The following is a 13,764-nucleotide window of genomic DNA, read 5'->3' as shown; positions in this document are numbered from 1 at the left end:
AAGGGGTGGCGCAGCCCCTGAGACGATGCATGTGCAGGGCGGCGCCGACGTGCGAGCGCGCTCTACGAGGCCGCGTCGGATCTGATGGCGCGCTTCAAGGGCTCCGACAACGTCAAGAGTTGGGGCCAGGCGATCGCCAAGCGCTTCCTGTCACCGCGAGGCCTGCGTCGCGGTAGCGCGCAAGCTGCCGTGATCATGCACGCGATCTGGACCGACGGGGCGTTCTACGTCGGCGATCCGGCGGGAAGCCAAGCGGACGCTGGGCGGCGCGCATGGCAAGGCCCGCAAGCTTCTGGGAGCGCATCAATGAGCAGATGACCGACAGTTAAAACGCATGGCACCGGCACTCTGACCGGCGCCGTCTAAGCTAAGGAGATCCGCTCCGGCGGATGGATGAGGAACGACGGAACGCACGTTACCCTGCCTGCTGCCGCGCCGATCGACGGACGGCCGGACCACGCTCGACTGCCTTTGATGATGCTCTGTCAGTCCGACGGAAAAGTGCGCCGCGACCGCTCGAGCGCTGCCTTCGTGCAGCCACAACACCCCCAAGCAAAGCGCGGAAGACTGCACGGCACATCGGAACCTGACGCCAAACGGTGGAATCGTAGCCTGGAGAATAGAATCGTGCATTATCGCAATATTGAGGAGTAATTTCGATATCGGCGAAGTCTCCCAAGGCACCACAGACTAGGATGGCTAGATAAAAGCGCGCACATTGCGCGTCGGTCGGTCGGTTGATTTTGTCGGCTTTTCTGGTGCCATGCGCACATTGCCGCCGTTCGGCGCAATGTGCGTCGAACGCCTAAGGGTTTGTACCTGCGTCCTGTTTTCCACATTGTAGGATCCAGGCATGACAGGTGAGCGACTTGCGTACTCGGCTTGGCCACACCGTTCGCAAGGCTCGGGCTTGCGAGAAAATTCTGGCTGCGGAGAGAGTCGCGTGATAGGTTACATGTAACTATTGATACGCAGGCCGATATGACCACAGCACCGAAGCCGAAGGCGGTCCGCGTGAAGGTGCGCGAGCATCGCGAGCGGCTGCGCGCGCAAGGGCTGCGGCCGATCCAGATTTGGGTGCCGGACGTCCGTTCTTCCTCTTTCCGGGCACAGGCACATCGCCAGTCGCAGGCAGTCGCCTCCAGTGCTCACGCTCGCGAGGATCAGGACTTCATCGACGCTGTGTCGGATTGGAACGAATGAGGCGCGGCGAGGTCTGGACGGTCTCAGGCGCTAAGGACTATGCGGGCAAGCCGCATCCCGCCGTCATCGTCCAGGATGACAGCTTCGATGCAACCGACTCGATCACGATCTGCGTCTTTACGACCGACACGACCGAGGCCCCCTTGTTCCGTCTGGTCGTGGACCCGAGCGAGCGCAATGGCCTGCGCGCGACCTGCCGACTGATGGTGGACAAAATCACCTCCGTTCCGAAGGCGAAGATGGGGATGCAGATCGGACGGCTTGATGACGAGGACATGTTGCGGCTCAATCGAGCCATGACCGTGTTTCTCGGCATGGCGGCTTCTCCCCGAATTGGAAGGGGGGAGGCGCCCTGAGAAGGCGAACCGCGCTCCGGTCAGGCAAAAGGACTGCAAACAGCGGCACATGGGCCGAGCAAGAGTTCCGCCTATTTTCCGACGCTCCTACGCCACTGTGCGACGCCAGTTGAATACCTCTTGCACGACCAGAAATCCTTAGTCTGTCTGGATCAGGAGTAACCAACAAGAGGCAAGACGGCTATGCAACAACCAGACCGTATCATCCGCCTGGGAATCGTCCTCGCCCGCAGCGGTCTCTCTCGCTCCACCATCTATCGCAAGATCGCAGAAGGCTCGTTCCCCGCCCAGATCAAGATTAGCGTCCACGGCGCAGGGTGGCGGGAATCCGACATCAATCGCTGGATCGAAGATCCCGTGTCGTGGAGACCGAGGCGAGAAGAGGATGAAGTCCGATAAGGCCCCGAGGTTGCGGGGCGATAGTATCATGCAATCCAATTTCCTGTGGAAAATGGAATCGAACCCGGCGGCAATATTTTTGGTTGGGTAATTTTGCGGGTATCAGTGGTTTCTCGCACTGAAGATTTATCAATAAATTCAATCCAATACGCCAAAATTTCGAATCCGCCTCTGGCACCATCCTCTCTTCTCCCGAGATTTCCTTTCGCCGAAGCTCGTACGCTTCGGTCGCCGTAAATAGCTGAATTTGCTTATCTTTTCGGCACGGAAAGTGCATTTGAGCGAATTTCGCCGCGGTTCGGCAGATTTTACCAACGGGGCGAGGTGTTGATGGCATGGCCTCGCTTCGTCCTGAAACATTGACGGGTGAATAAGCGCAGTCCAACTTCGCGCGATCTGATTCAGCCTCCCAGACCGGGTCGGCTGAACAGCCCGGGGCACAATGAAAGGCCAAGCAGCAGCAGGCGGAAAAGAAGCGCCCTCAGGCAAGGCCCACGATGCGAACGTGGACCTGATCGCGGTCGTGGTGGCTGTGACCGATCACGCACCGAGCGTTCTCACCGTCGGGCCGGCCAACGCCCTGCCCTCTGGTCCGTTCGAGCTTGGGCATCGTTCCCTTCAGTTCGGCCTGAGGACCTGGGTGGAACAGCAGACCGGCCATCAGCTTGGCTACATCGAGCAGCTCTACACGTTTGCCGACCGCGACCGGATCGGCGAAGAGCGCCAACAGCGGGTGATTTCGATCAGCTATCTTGCTCTGACGCGCGCGGAGCATGCCGCAGGCTCAGCCAAGCGCGCCTGGCGGAGCTGGTACGATTACTTCCCCTGGGAAGACCACCGTTCTGGCGCCCCCTCGCTTATTTCGGGCATTCTGCAACCGCGCCTGCTGGCCTGGGCGAACGGAGCTGGCCAAGACGTTGAGAGGCGCGAACGCCTGCAGCGGGCAGCAATCGCCTTTGGCTTCGACGGCCGCGACTGGAACGAGGAACTCGTCCTGCAGCGCTACGAACTCCTCTACGAGGCAGCCCTCGTCGAAGAGGCGACGCGCGCGTCGGAGCAAGGCGGCTCTATCCTGATATCCGGAACCTCGATGATCGCCGACCATCGCCGCATACTGGCGACGGGGATCGCGCGGCTGCGCTCGAAGATCAAATACCGGCCCGTGGTGTTCGAGCTGATGCCACCCGTCTTCACCCTGCTTAAGTTGCAGCGCACCGTGGAAGCGCTCTCCGGACGGCTGCTCCACAAGCCGAACTTCCGGCGCCTCGTCGAGCAGCAGGATCTGGTCGAGGAGACAGGTGAGACGACCGCCGATACCGTCGGACGGCCGGCGAAGCTGTTTCGCTTCCGCCATGCCGTCCTGGACGAGCGGGTTGCCGCGGGGACGAAATTGCCACTATCGCGGGCTTGACATCCCTTATTCTCAAAGTAAGTATATATCTCTATTATACTCACTTGGAGCATAATTGAAGCGCCGATGTCCGTTTCGCTGCCTACCGCCGCATCGCTCTATGACCGTGTTCGACGGGTCATCCCGCCGATCGAATGGCCTGTTTTCACCGACGACATCGAAGCCATCCTGGCGCTGAAGCGCGAACGCAACGCCGTCATCCTGGCGCATAATTACCAGACGCCGGAGATCTTCCATTGCGTGGCCGACATCGTTGGCGACAGCCTGGCGCTCGCCCGCAAGGCGATGACGGTCGATGCGGATGTCATCGTGCTCGCCGGCGTGCATTTCATGGCTGAGACAGCCAAGCTACTCAACCCCGGCAAGAGCGTGCTCATTCCGGACCTCGGCGCCGGCTGTTCGCTGGCCGACTCGATCACGGCCTCGGATGTGCGGCTGATGCGGCAGCGCTATCCCGGCGTTCCGATCGTGACCTACGTCAACACCTCCGCAGCCGTGAAGGCAGAATCCGACATCTGCTGCACGTCGGGCAATGCGCTGGCAATCGTGGAATCGCTCGGCGTGCCACGGGTGATCATGCTGCCCGACGAATATCTGGCCAAGAACATTGCGGCGCAGACAAAGGTCGAGATCATCGCCTGGAAGGGGCATTGCGAGGTGCATGAGCGCTTCAGCCCCGCCGACATACGCGAACTGCGCGAGGCGCATCCGGGCGTCACGGTGCTTGCCCATCCCGAGTGCCCGCCGGAGGTCGTCGCCGAAGCGGATTTCGCCGGCCCGACGGCGGCGATGTCCGACTATGTCGGACGGCACAAGCCGGCACGCGTCGTGCTGATGACCGAGTGCTCGATGAGCGACAACGTCGCCGTCGAGCATCCCGAAGTCGAGTTCGTGCGCCCATGCAATCTCTGCCCGCACATGAAGCGCATCACGCTCGCCAACATCCGCGCGGCACTCGAGGAGAGCCGCCACATCGTGACCATCGATCCTGGCGTCGCGGATCGGGCGCGCCGGGCCGTGGAGCGGATGCTCGCCATATGACCATAAACGACCTCCACGGCCGGCCGGTCATCATCGGCGGCGGCATTGCGGGGCTAATGACGGCGCTCCATCTCGCCCCGGAACCGGTGGTCCTCATCTCCAAGGCCACTTTGGGAGACGAAACCTCCAGCACGCTCGCGCAGGGCGGGATTGCAGCGAGCCTCGGCAGCGACGACAGCCCGGACCTGCATCTTGCCGACACGCTCGCGGCCGGCGACGGGCTTTGCGACGACATCGCAACGCGCCGCGTCGTCGAGGCCGCGTCCCGGGCGATCGAACATCTGGAGCGGCTGGGCGTCGCCTTCGACCATGCGCCAGACGGCACGCTGCTGCTCGGGCTGGAAGCCGCGCATTCGCGACGCCGGATCGTGCATGCAGGCGGTGACGGCACCGGCCGCGAAATGGTCCGCGTACTTACGGCCGCGGTACGACAGACGTCTTCGATCACGGTTCTGGAGGGCGTCGAAGTCCGACGCCTGCTCGTCGAGGACGGCGAAATCGCCGGCGTGCTGGCCGTCGGCAACGGCGAGGCGATGACGCTTTCGACGAACCGCGTGGTGCTGGCGACCGGCGGCATCGGGGGCCTTTTCGATCATACGACGAACCCGCTCGGTTCGTTCGGCCAGGGTCTGGCGCTTGCCGCGCGTGCGGGCGCCGACCTCAGCGATCTCGAATTCGTCCAGTTCCACCCGACCGCGCTCGACGGGTCGCTACGCCCGATGCCGCTGATAAGCGAAGCGGTGCGCGGTGAAGGCGCGGTGCTTGTCGACGAGCGCGGCGATCGCTTTCTCGCCGATACACCGGGCGGCGAACTCGCGCCGCGCGATGTCGTGGCACGGGCGGTCTGGCGTCAGCATGTCTCGGGGCACCGCGTGTTCCTCGACGCGCGGCGGTGTCTCGGATCGAGGTTTGCCGGGCGCTTCCCGGCGATTGCTTTGCTTTGCCGCGCGGCTGGCATCGATCCTGCCGTGGAGCCGATCCCCGTCCGTCCGGCGGCGCACTATCACATGGGCGGCGTGGCTGTGGATGCAGAGGGCCGCAGTTCGCTGCGCGGCCTGTGGGCCTGCGGCGAAGTCGCCCGCACCGGGCTGCACGGCGCCAACCGGCTAGCCAGCAACTCGCTGCTTGAAGCCATTGTGTCGGCCGCATGGGTAGCGACCAGCGTTACCGCCGCGCCGCCGTTCAGATCCAGACGGCTGAAGCCCGCGATCGTGCCGCCGCGTCCGGATGCCTCGCGCATCCGTCCAATTGTTTCGCGCGCGCTCGGTATCGAACGCGACGGCGAGATGCTGTGCAAAGCGGCAAAGAGCCTGGTTTCGATTGCCTCCGGCCATGATGCCGGCGCCGACCCTGCACTGGTCGCGCTGACGCTGACGATCGCGGCCCTGCGTCGCGAGGAGAGCCGAGGCTCGCATTTCCGCGCCGATTTTCCGCGACGAGATGGCCGGTCTCAATCGCTGCGGCTGACGCTGGACGAGACCATCAAGGCCGCAACGGCCTTCTCAGACACTGCATTTGCCGCCGAAGCGCTGCCCGTCAGGAGGGCTTGATCATGATGCCGACGCCACTGCCGCGCGTGATGGTCGAGCCGCTGGTGCGCGCCGCCCTGCTCGAGGATCTGGGGCGCGCCGGCGACCTTACCACCGACGCGTTCGTTCCGGCGGATGCAACCGCGACGATGGTGCTCGCGGCAAGACAGCCGGGCGTGATCGCCGGCCTCGATGTCGCTGCCCTCGCCTTCGAACTGATCGATCCACGAACAGGGATCACGGTGGACAATGCTGATGGCTCCGCTGTCTCGGGCGACGATGTCGTCGCGACGGTGTGCGGACCTGCGCGCGCGCTGCTGACCGCCGAGCGGACGGCGCTCAATTTCCTCTGCCATCTCAGCGGCATCGCGACGCAAACCGCCACGGTCGTCGAAGCCGTGCGGGATTATAGGGCCAAGATCGTCTGCACGCGAAAGACCACACCTGGCCTGCGCGCCCTGGAGAAATATGCCGTGCGCGCCGGTGGTGGCGCCAATCATCGCTTCGGCCTCGACGACGCCGTGCTCATCAAGGACAATCACATCGCGATCGCAGGCGGTATCCGCACGGCAATAGAGCGCGCGCGGGCGGCGACAGGCCACATGGTGAAAATCGAGGTCGAGGTCGATACGCTCGATCAACTCGACATGGCGCTGGCGGCAAACGTCGATGTCGTACTGCTGGACAACATGTCCGTCGAGCAACTGACAGAGGCGGTGGCAATGGTCGGCGGCCGCGCGATTACCGAGGCGTCGGGCCGGGTGACAGCTCAGACGGCGCGTGCGATTGCCGCGACGGGCGTCGACCTGATTTCAGTCGGCTGGGTCACGCATAGCGCGCCGATCCTTGATATTGGACTGGATTGCCGGTAGCGAAACATGCCCTTGACCGGCGCGCGCGGCCTTGAACAGAAACCGGCGCTCGTGAGCCGGCAAAAACTGGTCGGGTTGGCCAATGGTTTCGATGCTCGTTGGTCGAAATGGATATCCAGACGATGGAGGTGGCATGAACGCCGAATTGCACCTGAACGCGGACGCCGGATCGATCCAGGGGGCCTCGCCGCAATGGAACCGTGAAGCGGCGCAGGCTGTCTACGACCTGCCCTTCAACGACCTGCTGTTCCGGGCCCAGACCATTCATCGCGAGAATTTCGATCCCAATCGGGTGCAACTGTCGCGCCTGCTCTCGATCAAGACCGGTGGCTGCCCCGAGGATTGCGGCTATTGCAGCCAGTCCTCGCATCACCAGTCCGGCCTCAAGGCCTCGAAGCTGATGGAAGTCAAACGCGTCATCGCCGAGGCGACGAAGGCGCGCGACGCGGGCGCCACGCGCTATTGCATGGGCGCCGCCTGGCGCAACCCCAAGGAGCGCGACATGGAAGCCGTGGTCGCCATGGTCGAAGGCGTGAAGGCGCTCGGCATGGAGACCTGCATGACGCTCGGCATGCTCGACCTCGGCCAGGCACAGCGCCTCAAGCAGGCTGGCCTCGACTATTACAACCACAACATCGATACCTCCGAGCGCTACTACTCAGAGGTCATCTCGACCCGGACCTTCACTGAGCGGCTGGATACGCTGGCCAACGTCCGCGACAGCGGCATGAAGGTCTGCTGCGGCGGCATCGTCGGGATGGGCGAGGAGAAGGTCGACCGCATCGACATGCTGGTGACTTTAGCCAACCTGCCGGAGCCGCCCGACAGCGTGCCGATCAACATGCTGATCCCGATCGAAGGCACGCCACTCAGCGAGGCCGACCCCATCGAACCGATCGAATTCGTGCGCACCATCGCGCTGGCCCGCATCATGATGCCGAAATCGCATGTGCGGCTTTCGGCCGGCCGCACGGCGATGAGCGACGAGATGCAGGCGCTGTGCTTCTTCGCCGGCGCCAACTCGATCTTCGTCGGCGACACTTTGCTGACCGCCGGGAACCCCGGAGAAGACAAGGACAGCGCGCTGTTTCGCCGGCTGGGCATCAAGCCGATGGAGCGCGACGCCCAGTGAATGGGCGAGCCATGCTCGACCGCTACGAGACCAGCCTGCGCGGGCTGGCCCGCAAGGACCGGTTACGGAGCCTCAGCGGCCGCTCAGGCGCCGACTTCGCCTCCAACGACTATCTCGGCCTCGCGGGCTCGAAGCGCATGGCCGAGGCGGTCTCGGCCGCGCTCGCCGCAGGCACGCCCGTCGGGGCGACCGGCTCGCGGCTGCTGCGCGGCAACGACCCCGAACACGAGGCGCTCGAAGCCAAGGCCGCCAACTTCTTCGGCGCCGAGCGCGCGCTGTTCTTCGGCGGCGGCTATGTCGCCAATTTCGCCGTGCTCACGACCTTGCCCCAGAAGGGCGATCTAGTGGTACTCGACGAACTCATCCATGCCAGCGCGCATGAGGGGGCGCGAGCCGGCCGCGCCGAAGTGGCGCAAGCCGCGCACAACGATGCGAACGCCGTAGACGACGCGATCCAGACCTGGCGTGAGAGAGGCGGAGTGGGCCACGCCTGGATCGTGGCCGAGAGCCTCTACAGCATGGACGGCGACCAGGCTCCGCTCGGCGGATTGATCGAGGTCGCGGACCGCCACGATGCATTCCTGTTCATCGACGGAGCGCATGCCACGGGCGTCTACGGCCCGAATGGGCGGGGCCTCGCACACGATCTCGAAGGCCGCGACAATGTCGTGGTGCTGCATACATGCGGCAAGGCGCTGGGCGCCTCCGGCGCGCTCGTCACGGCGCCTGCGGTACTTTGCGACTATCTGGTCAACCGCTGCCGGCCCTTCATCTACGCCACCGCGCCCTCGCCGCTGATGGCGGTGGCGGCGGCAACGGCCCTCGACATCGTCGCCGATGAACCGGAACGTCGCGAGCGGCTTGCGAGGCTGGTCGCGCTTGCAGGCAAGAAGGCCGAGAGCCTTGGCTTGGCTCCGAGCGGTTCTCAGATCCTGCCGATCATCGTCGGCGACAATGCCCGCGCCATGGCGCTGGCGGCGGCGTTGCAGTCGCGCGGTTTCGACGTGCGCGGCATCCGTCCGCCGACCGTGCCCGAGGGTACGGCGCGGCTGCGTATCTCTTTGACGCTCAATGTCGGCGAGGCCGACGTTTCGGCGCTGTTCGATGCGCTGGCCGAAGAATGGGAGCGCGCGCGATGACGCTTCAAGTCGTCGTGACCGGCACCGACACCGGCATCGGCAAGACAGTGTTCGCGGCCGGCCTGACCGGCCTGCTCGACGGCATCTATTGGAAGCCGGTGCAGGCGGGCATCCAGGAAGGGACCGACAGCGAAACCGTCTCCAAGCTCGCGGGATTGCCGGCGGCTCGGGTGCTGCCGGAAGCCTGGCGCCTCAACGAACCGCTCTCGCCGCACCGCGCCGCCGAGCTGGATGGCGTGGAAATCGATGCGGAGACACTCGCACTGCCCACGACCGACCGGCCGCTTGTCGTCGAAGGCGCCGGCGGGCTGATGGTACCAGTCAACAGGCGCGCGCTCTATATCGACGTCTTCGCGCGATGGCATGCACCGGTGGTGCTCTGCGCCCGCACCGGGCTTGGCACCATCAACCACACTCTGCTCTCGATCGAGGCGTTGCGCGCGCGCTCGATACCCCTGCTCGGCGTCGCGTTCATCGGCGAAGAGATGGCGGATACGCAAAGGACGATCGGCGAGATTGGCAAGGTGCGCGTGCTCGGCCGCCTGCCACGTCTCGACCCGCTGACGCCCGAGGCGCTTTCCGCGGCCATGCGGACCGCGTTCAATGTCGCCGACTTCATGGAGGTCCGGCAATGAACCGCTCCGCTGTCTGGCATCCCTTCACCCAACATGCCACCGAACCGGTGCCGCCGACGATCGCGCGCACTGAGGGCGCCTATGTCGAGACGCGCGAAGGCAAGCGCATACTCGACGCGATCTCCTCCTGGTGGGTCATTACCCACGGCCACCGCCATCCGAAGATCGTGGAGGCGATTCGGCAAGCGACCGAGGCACTCGACCAGGTGATCTTCGCCGGCCTCAGTCACGAGCCGGCCGAGCGCTTGGCGTCCGCATTGGTCGACATGGCGCCGGCGGGCCTCGACTGGGTCTTCTATTCCGACAGCGGCTCGACCAGCGTCGAGGTGGCGCTGAAGATGGCTCTCGGCTTTCATCGCAACAACGGGACGCCACGCTCGCGCATCGTCGTCATGGAACACAGCTATCACGGCGACACCATCGGCACGATGAGCGTCGGCGCGCGCGGCGTCTTCAACGCCGCCTACGAGCCGCTGCTGTTCGAAGTCGACACCATCCCCTTCCCCGCTACGGGCCGCGAGCAGGAAACGCTCGACGCCTTCGAGCGGCTGGCGCGCGACCGTGGGGTGGCCGCATTGATCGTCGAGCCGCTGGTGCTCGGTGCCGGCGGCATGCTGATGTATCCGGCTTCTATTCTCGCCGAACTCAAGCGCATTGCCGAGCGCTCCGAAACACTTTTCATCGCCGACGAAGTCATGACCGGCTGGGGCCGCACCGGCACCCTATTCGCCTGCGAACAGGCGGCGATCGCTCCCGATATATTGTGCACCTCCAAGGGGCTCACGGGCGGCTCGCTGCCGCTCGCGGCCACGCTTGCCACCGACGCGATCTTCCGCGCGCATTACGCTAGCGATCGGTCCAAGACCTTCTTCCATTCGAGTTCCTACACGGCAAACCCGATCGCCTGCGCTGCGGCGCTTGCCAATGTCGGTATCTGGAACGACGAGCCTGTGGCCGAGCGCGTGGCCGCGCTGTCGCGGATGCAGGCGGAGAAAAGTGCGCGGTTCAACGGGGATCCGCGTTTCGAGAATGTGCGCACGGCCGGCACCATCGCCGCGCTCGACCTCAGCGTCGGCAATGCCGGCTATCTTGCCGAGGTCGGCCCAAAGCTGCGCGCCTTCTTCCTCGAGCGCGGCTTGCTGGTGCGACCGCTCGGCAACGTCATCTACCTGCTGCCGCCCTATTGCGTGACGTCCGACGAGCTTGACCACCTCTACGATGCTATCGACGAGGCGGCCGGCCTTGCGAGCGACAAAAGATGAACCGCACGGCGCGCATCGTGGGCCTTGGCCATCACGTCCCGGCCCGAAAAGTCGGCAATGCCGAGATCGAGGCAAGCCTCGGACTGGAGGCAGGCTGGATCGAGGGGCGCACCGGCATCCGGACGCGGTTCTGGGCGGAGCCAGGCGACACGCTTTCCGGACTGGCGGCCAAGGCAGGCGAGATGGCGCTGCAGGCAGCCGGCATCGACCGCAAGGAGATCGGCCTGCTTTTGCTCGCCACGTCGACGCCTGACCATCTCCTGCCCCCGAGCGCGCCGCTGGTGGCGCACAGGCTCGGCCTCGAAAAGGCCGGCGGGGTCGACCTGGCGGGTGCCTGCGCGGGGTTCATCTACGCCATGACCTTCGCCGACGGCTTTGTTCGCCTGCACAACAAGCCGGCCATCGTGATTGCCGCCAACATATTGAGCCGTCGGATCAATCCGGCCGAGCGGGCGAGCGCCGTGCTGTTCGCCGACGCCGCCGGCGCTGTGGTGCTTGCCCCCTCCAGCGATCCCGGCCACGGCATTCTCGGCTCGTCTTTTGCCTCGGATGGATCCGCCTACGGCCTGATCCACATCCCGGCGGGCGGCAGCAACCGTCCGTTCGCGCAAGAAATCGACATTGCCGAAACCCGCATGACCATCGCGAATGGCCGCGACGTCTTCGCCAAGGCTGTGGATATGATGAGCCGCTGCTCCGTCGAGGCGCTGGAAGCGGCCGGCCTTTCAGCGCCGGAGATCGCCCGTTTCGTGCCGCACCAAGCGAATGCCCGCATCTTCAACGCGGTCGGCAAGTCGCTCGGCATCGAGGACGGACGCATCGTCAAGACCATCGCCGACTATGGCAACTCGTCGGCGGCAACGATCCCCCTATCCCTATCGGTGGCGCACGGGGCAAAACCCTTTCGACCGGGCGAGAAGCTGCTGCTGGCAGCCGCCGGCGCAGGCCTTACCGGCGGGGCGCTGGTGGTCGGCATTTAACTTTGCGTTAGAGCAATTCCAGGAAAAGTGTGAGCGGTTTTCCGTCCGGAATTGCGCAAGAACAAAGGGATAGAGCGGTTCGCCGTTTCCGTGAAACGGTGAACCGCTCTAGAGTCCGCCCATACAGAGATACTTCATCTCGAGATATTCCTCCAAGCCGTGGCGCGAGCCTTCGCGACCAATCCCCGATTGCTTCATGCCACCAAAGGGAGCGGCTTCCGATGACATCCGGCCGGTGTTGATGCCAATCATGCCGTATTCGAGCTTCTCGGCCACATGCCAGACGCGCTTGAGATTGGAGGCATAGAAATAGGCGGCGAGGCCATAGATCGTATCATTGGCCTCTCGCACGACCTGATCGGGATCCTCAAAGCGGATGATCGGCGCGAGCGGCCCAAAGGTCTCTTCCTGCGCGAGCAGCATTTCACTGGTGATATCCGTCAGAACCGTCGGTTCGAAAAAGGTGCCGCCGTGACCTGCCTGGCGTCCGCCGCAGCAGATCGCCCCGCCTTTCTGGATCGCATCAGCAATGTGAGCCTCGATCTTGACGAGCGCCTGAGTGTCGATCAACGGTCCGATGGCGATACCTGGTTCGAAGCCGTCGCCGACCGAGAGCGAGCGAACCCGCGCCGTAAACTTCGCGGCGAATTCATCATGCACGCCTGATTGCACGTAAAGCCGGTTGGCGGAGACGCAGGTCTGCCCGGCATTCCGGAACTTTGCCTGGATTGCACCGTCGACGGCAGCGTCGACATCGGCATCATCGAAGACGATGAACGGCGCGTTCCCGCCCAGTTCGAGGCTGACCTTCTTCACCTGATCCGAGCACTGGCGCATGAGCAGCCGCCCGACTTCGGTCGAGCCCGTGAAACTGATCTTGCGCACTTTCCGATTGGAGCAGAGCTCCCGGCCGACCGCTGCACCGTCCGACGCATAGATCAAATTCACCACGCCATCCGGGAAACCCGCCTCTGCTGCCAGCGCGAACATCGCGCCGGCGACGAGTGGGGTTTGCTCGGCCGGCTTCAGGACGATCGCGCAACCGGCCGCCAGTGCCGGTGAAATCTTGCGGGCCACCATCGAAGCGGGAAAGTTCCACGGCGTGATGGTGCCGACAACGCCGATCGGCTGCTTGATGACCAGCATGCGCCGGTCCGTCGACGGCGCGGAAATCGTCTCGCCGTAGATGCGGTTGGCTTCTTCCGCGTACCATTGCAAGTAGGCGGCGGCATGGGAGACTTCCGATACTGCCTCGGGCAGCGGCTTGCCCATTTCGGCGGTCAGAATTGCAGCAAGGTCGTCGGTGTGATCGAGGATCAGCTGGTGCCAGCGCCACAACGTGTCGCTGCGATCCCGGGCGGTCCGAGCCGCCCATTCGGCTTGCGCGACATGGGCCCTGTCGATCGCAATCCTGGTTTGCTCGACTCCCATATCGGGGAGCTCGGCGAGCAATTCGCCGGTCGAGGGATTGGAGACCCGGAAGACGCGTCCATCCCACCGATCGCCCTGGCGTGCCACGCGATCCAGCGCGGCAAACCGCTCCGGCTGTTTGAGATGGCGAAGCAGCGAACTGTTTATGCCCGGCACAGAAGAGCTCCTCAGGATAAGGCGACATCTCGTCTTAGAAACATCGCGGAAAGCAGCGTAGCTGCAGCGTGACACTCGGCATTTGTCCAGCGCATCGTTTTTATCCGACCTAGGCGACAATGCCTGCGGATTTCGATCCAACCTTGATGCCGGCAGCCGATTGTCGAACAGGACCATCGTCACAAGAGTTGACAGGGCGGCTTCGCATCGTCCACCTT

The 13,764-nt window shown here is 64.2% G+C and carries 13 protein-coding genes and 1 pseudogene; 13 read left to right on the top strand and 1 reads right to left on the bottom strand.

All coding sequences use genetic code 11. The features are described 5' to 3' along the window. Positions 1-37 precede the first annotated feature (37 nt). The 13 genes and pseudogenes from DPM33_RS25635 to DPM33_RS25575 form a co-directional block, all read left to right on the top strand. A pseudogene (locus DPM33_RS25635) lies at positions 38-310 on the top strand (IS110 family transposase); the annotation flags it as partial. Positions 311-981: 671 nt separating this feature from the next. After that, complete coding sequence (locus DPM33_RS25630) at positions 982-1,203, top strand: antitoxin MazE family protein (protein ID WP_112100179.1); 222 nt, start codon at positions 982-984, stop codon at positions 1,201-1,203. Next, a complete protein-coding gene (locus DPM33_RS25625) occupies positions 1,200-1,559 on the top strand; it encodes a type II toxin-antitoxin system PemK/MazF family toxin (RefSeq protein ID WP_112100178.1) in 360 nt (119 codons plus the stop codon). Before DPM33_RS25630 ends, DPM33_RS25625 begins: the two co-directional genes overlap by 4 nt. Positions 1,560-1,742: 183 nt before the next feature. Further along, on the top strand, positions 1,743-1,958 hold the full coding sequence (locus DPM33_RS25620; RefSeq protein WP_112100177.1) for a helix-turn-helix transcriptional regulator: 216 nt from the start codon (positions 1,743-1,745) through the stop codon (positions 1,956-1,958). A gap of 442 nt (positions 1,959-2,400) precedes the next feature. Continuing rightward, on the top strand, positions 2,401-3,369 hold the full coding sequence (locus tag DPM33_RS25615) for an NUDIX hydrolase (RefSeq protein ID WP_112100176.1): 969 nt from the start codon (positions 2,401-2,403) through the stop codon (positions 3,367-3,369). A gap of 66 nt (positions 3,370-3,435) precedes the next feature. After that, positions 3,436-4,410, top strand: a complete 975-nt coding sequence (gene nadA, locus DPM33_RS25610; protein WP_112100175.1) for a quinolinate synthase NadA — start codon at positions 3,436-3,438, stop codon at positions 4,408-4,410. Further along, on the top strand, positions 4,407-5,960 hold the full coding sequence (locus DPM33_RS25605) for an L-aspartate oxidase (protein WP_112100174.1): 1,554 nt from the start codon (positions 4,407-4,409) through the stop codon (positions 5,958-5,960). The genes nadA and DPM33_RS25605 overlap by 4 nt, the downstream gene beginning before the upstream one ends. Positions 5,961-5,962: 2 nt before the next feature. After that, positions 5,963-6,811: a carboxylating nicotinate-nucleotide diphosphorylase gene (nadC, locus tag DPM33_RS25600; RefSeq protein ID WP_112100173.1), complete on the top strand. Its 849-nt coding sequence runs from the start codon at positions 5,963-5,965 to the stop codon at positions 6,809-6,811. A 133-nt stretch (positions 6,812-6,944) separates the two neighbouring features. After that, positions 6,945-7,943: a biotin synthase BioB gene (gene bioB, locus DPM33_RS25595; protein ID WP_112100172.1), complete on the top strand. Its 999-nt coding sequence runs from the start codon at positions 6,945-6,947 to the stop codon at positions 7,941-7,943. Positions 7,944-7,954: 11 nt separating this feature from the next. Then, positions 7,955-9,082 carry an 8-amino-7-oxononanoate synthase gene (locus DPM33_RS25590; RefSeq protein ID WP_167449212.1) on the top strand — a complete coding sequence of 376 codons (1,128 nt, stop codon included), beginning with the start codon at positions 7,955-7,957 and terminating at the stop codon, positions 9,080-9,082. Beyond that, positions 9,079-9,717 (top strand): dethiobiotin synthase, encoded by a 639-nt coding sequence (gene bioD, locus DPM33_RS25585; protein ID WP_112100229.1) that lies wholly within the window; start codon positions 9,079-9,081, stop codon positions 9,715-9,717. Before DPM33_RS25590 ends, bioD begins: the two co-directional genes overlap by 4 nt. After that, the gene (locus DPM33_RS25580; protein WP_112100170.1) at positions 9,714-10,979 is read left to right on the top strand and encodes an adenosylmethionine--8-amino-7-oxononanoate transaminase; all 1,266 of its coding nucleotides are present in this window, start codon (positions 9,714-9,716) and stop codon (positions 10,977-10,979) included. The genes bioD and DPM33_RS25580 overlap by 4 nt, the downstream gene beginning before the upstream one ends. Next, on the top strand, positions 10,976-11,959 hold the full coding sequence (locus tag DPM33_RS25575; RefSeq protein WP_112100169.1) for a beta-ketoacyl-ACP synthase III: 984 nt from the start codon (positions 10,976-10,978) through the stop codon (positions 11,957-11,959). Before DPM33_RS25580 ends, DPM33_RS25575 begins: the two co-directional genes overlap by 4 nt. Positions 11,960-12,067: 108 nt before the next feature. On the opposite strand, the gene DPM33_RS25570 is transcribed toward DPM33_RS25575, so the two are convergent. Further along, positions 12,068-13,723: an NAD-dependent succinate-semialdehyde dehydrogenase gene (locus tag DPM33_RS25570; RefSeq protein ID WP_245442373.1), complete on the bottom strand. Its 1,656-nt coding sequence runs from the start codon at positions 13,721-13,723 to the stop codon at positions 12,068-12,070. Positions 13,724-13,764: the final 41 nt, after the last annotated feature.

The sequence above is a fragment of the Mesorhizobium hawassense genome (assembly GCF_003289945.1).
Classification (GTDB): Bacteria; Pseudomonadota; Alphaproteobacteria; order Rhizobiales; family Rhizobiaceae; genus Mesorhizobium; species Mesorhizobium hawassense.
Note: the sequence above shows the minus strand (reverse complement) of the source record. Positions and strands in the feature narration are given on the sequence as shown.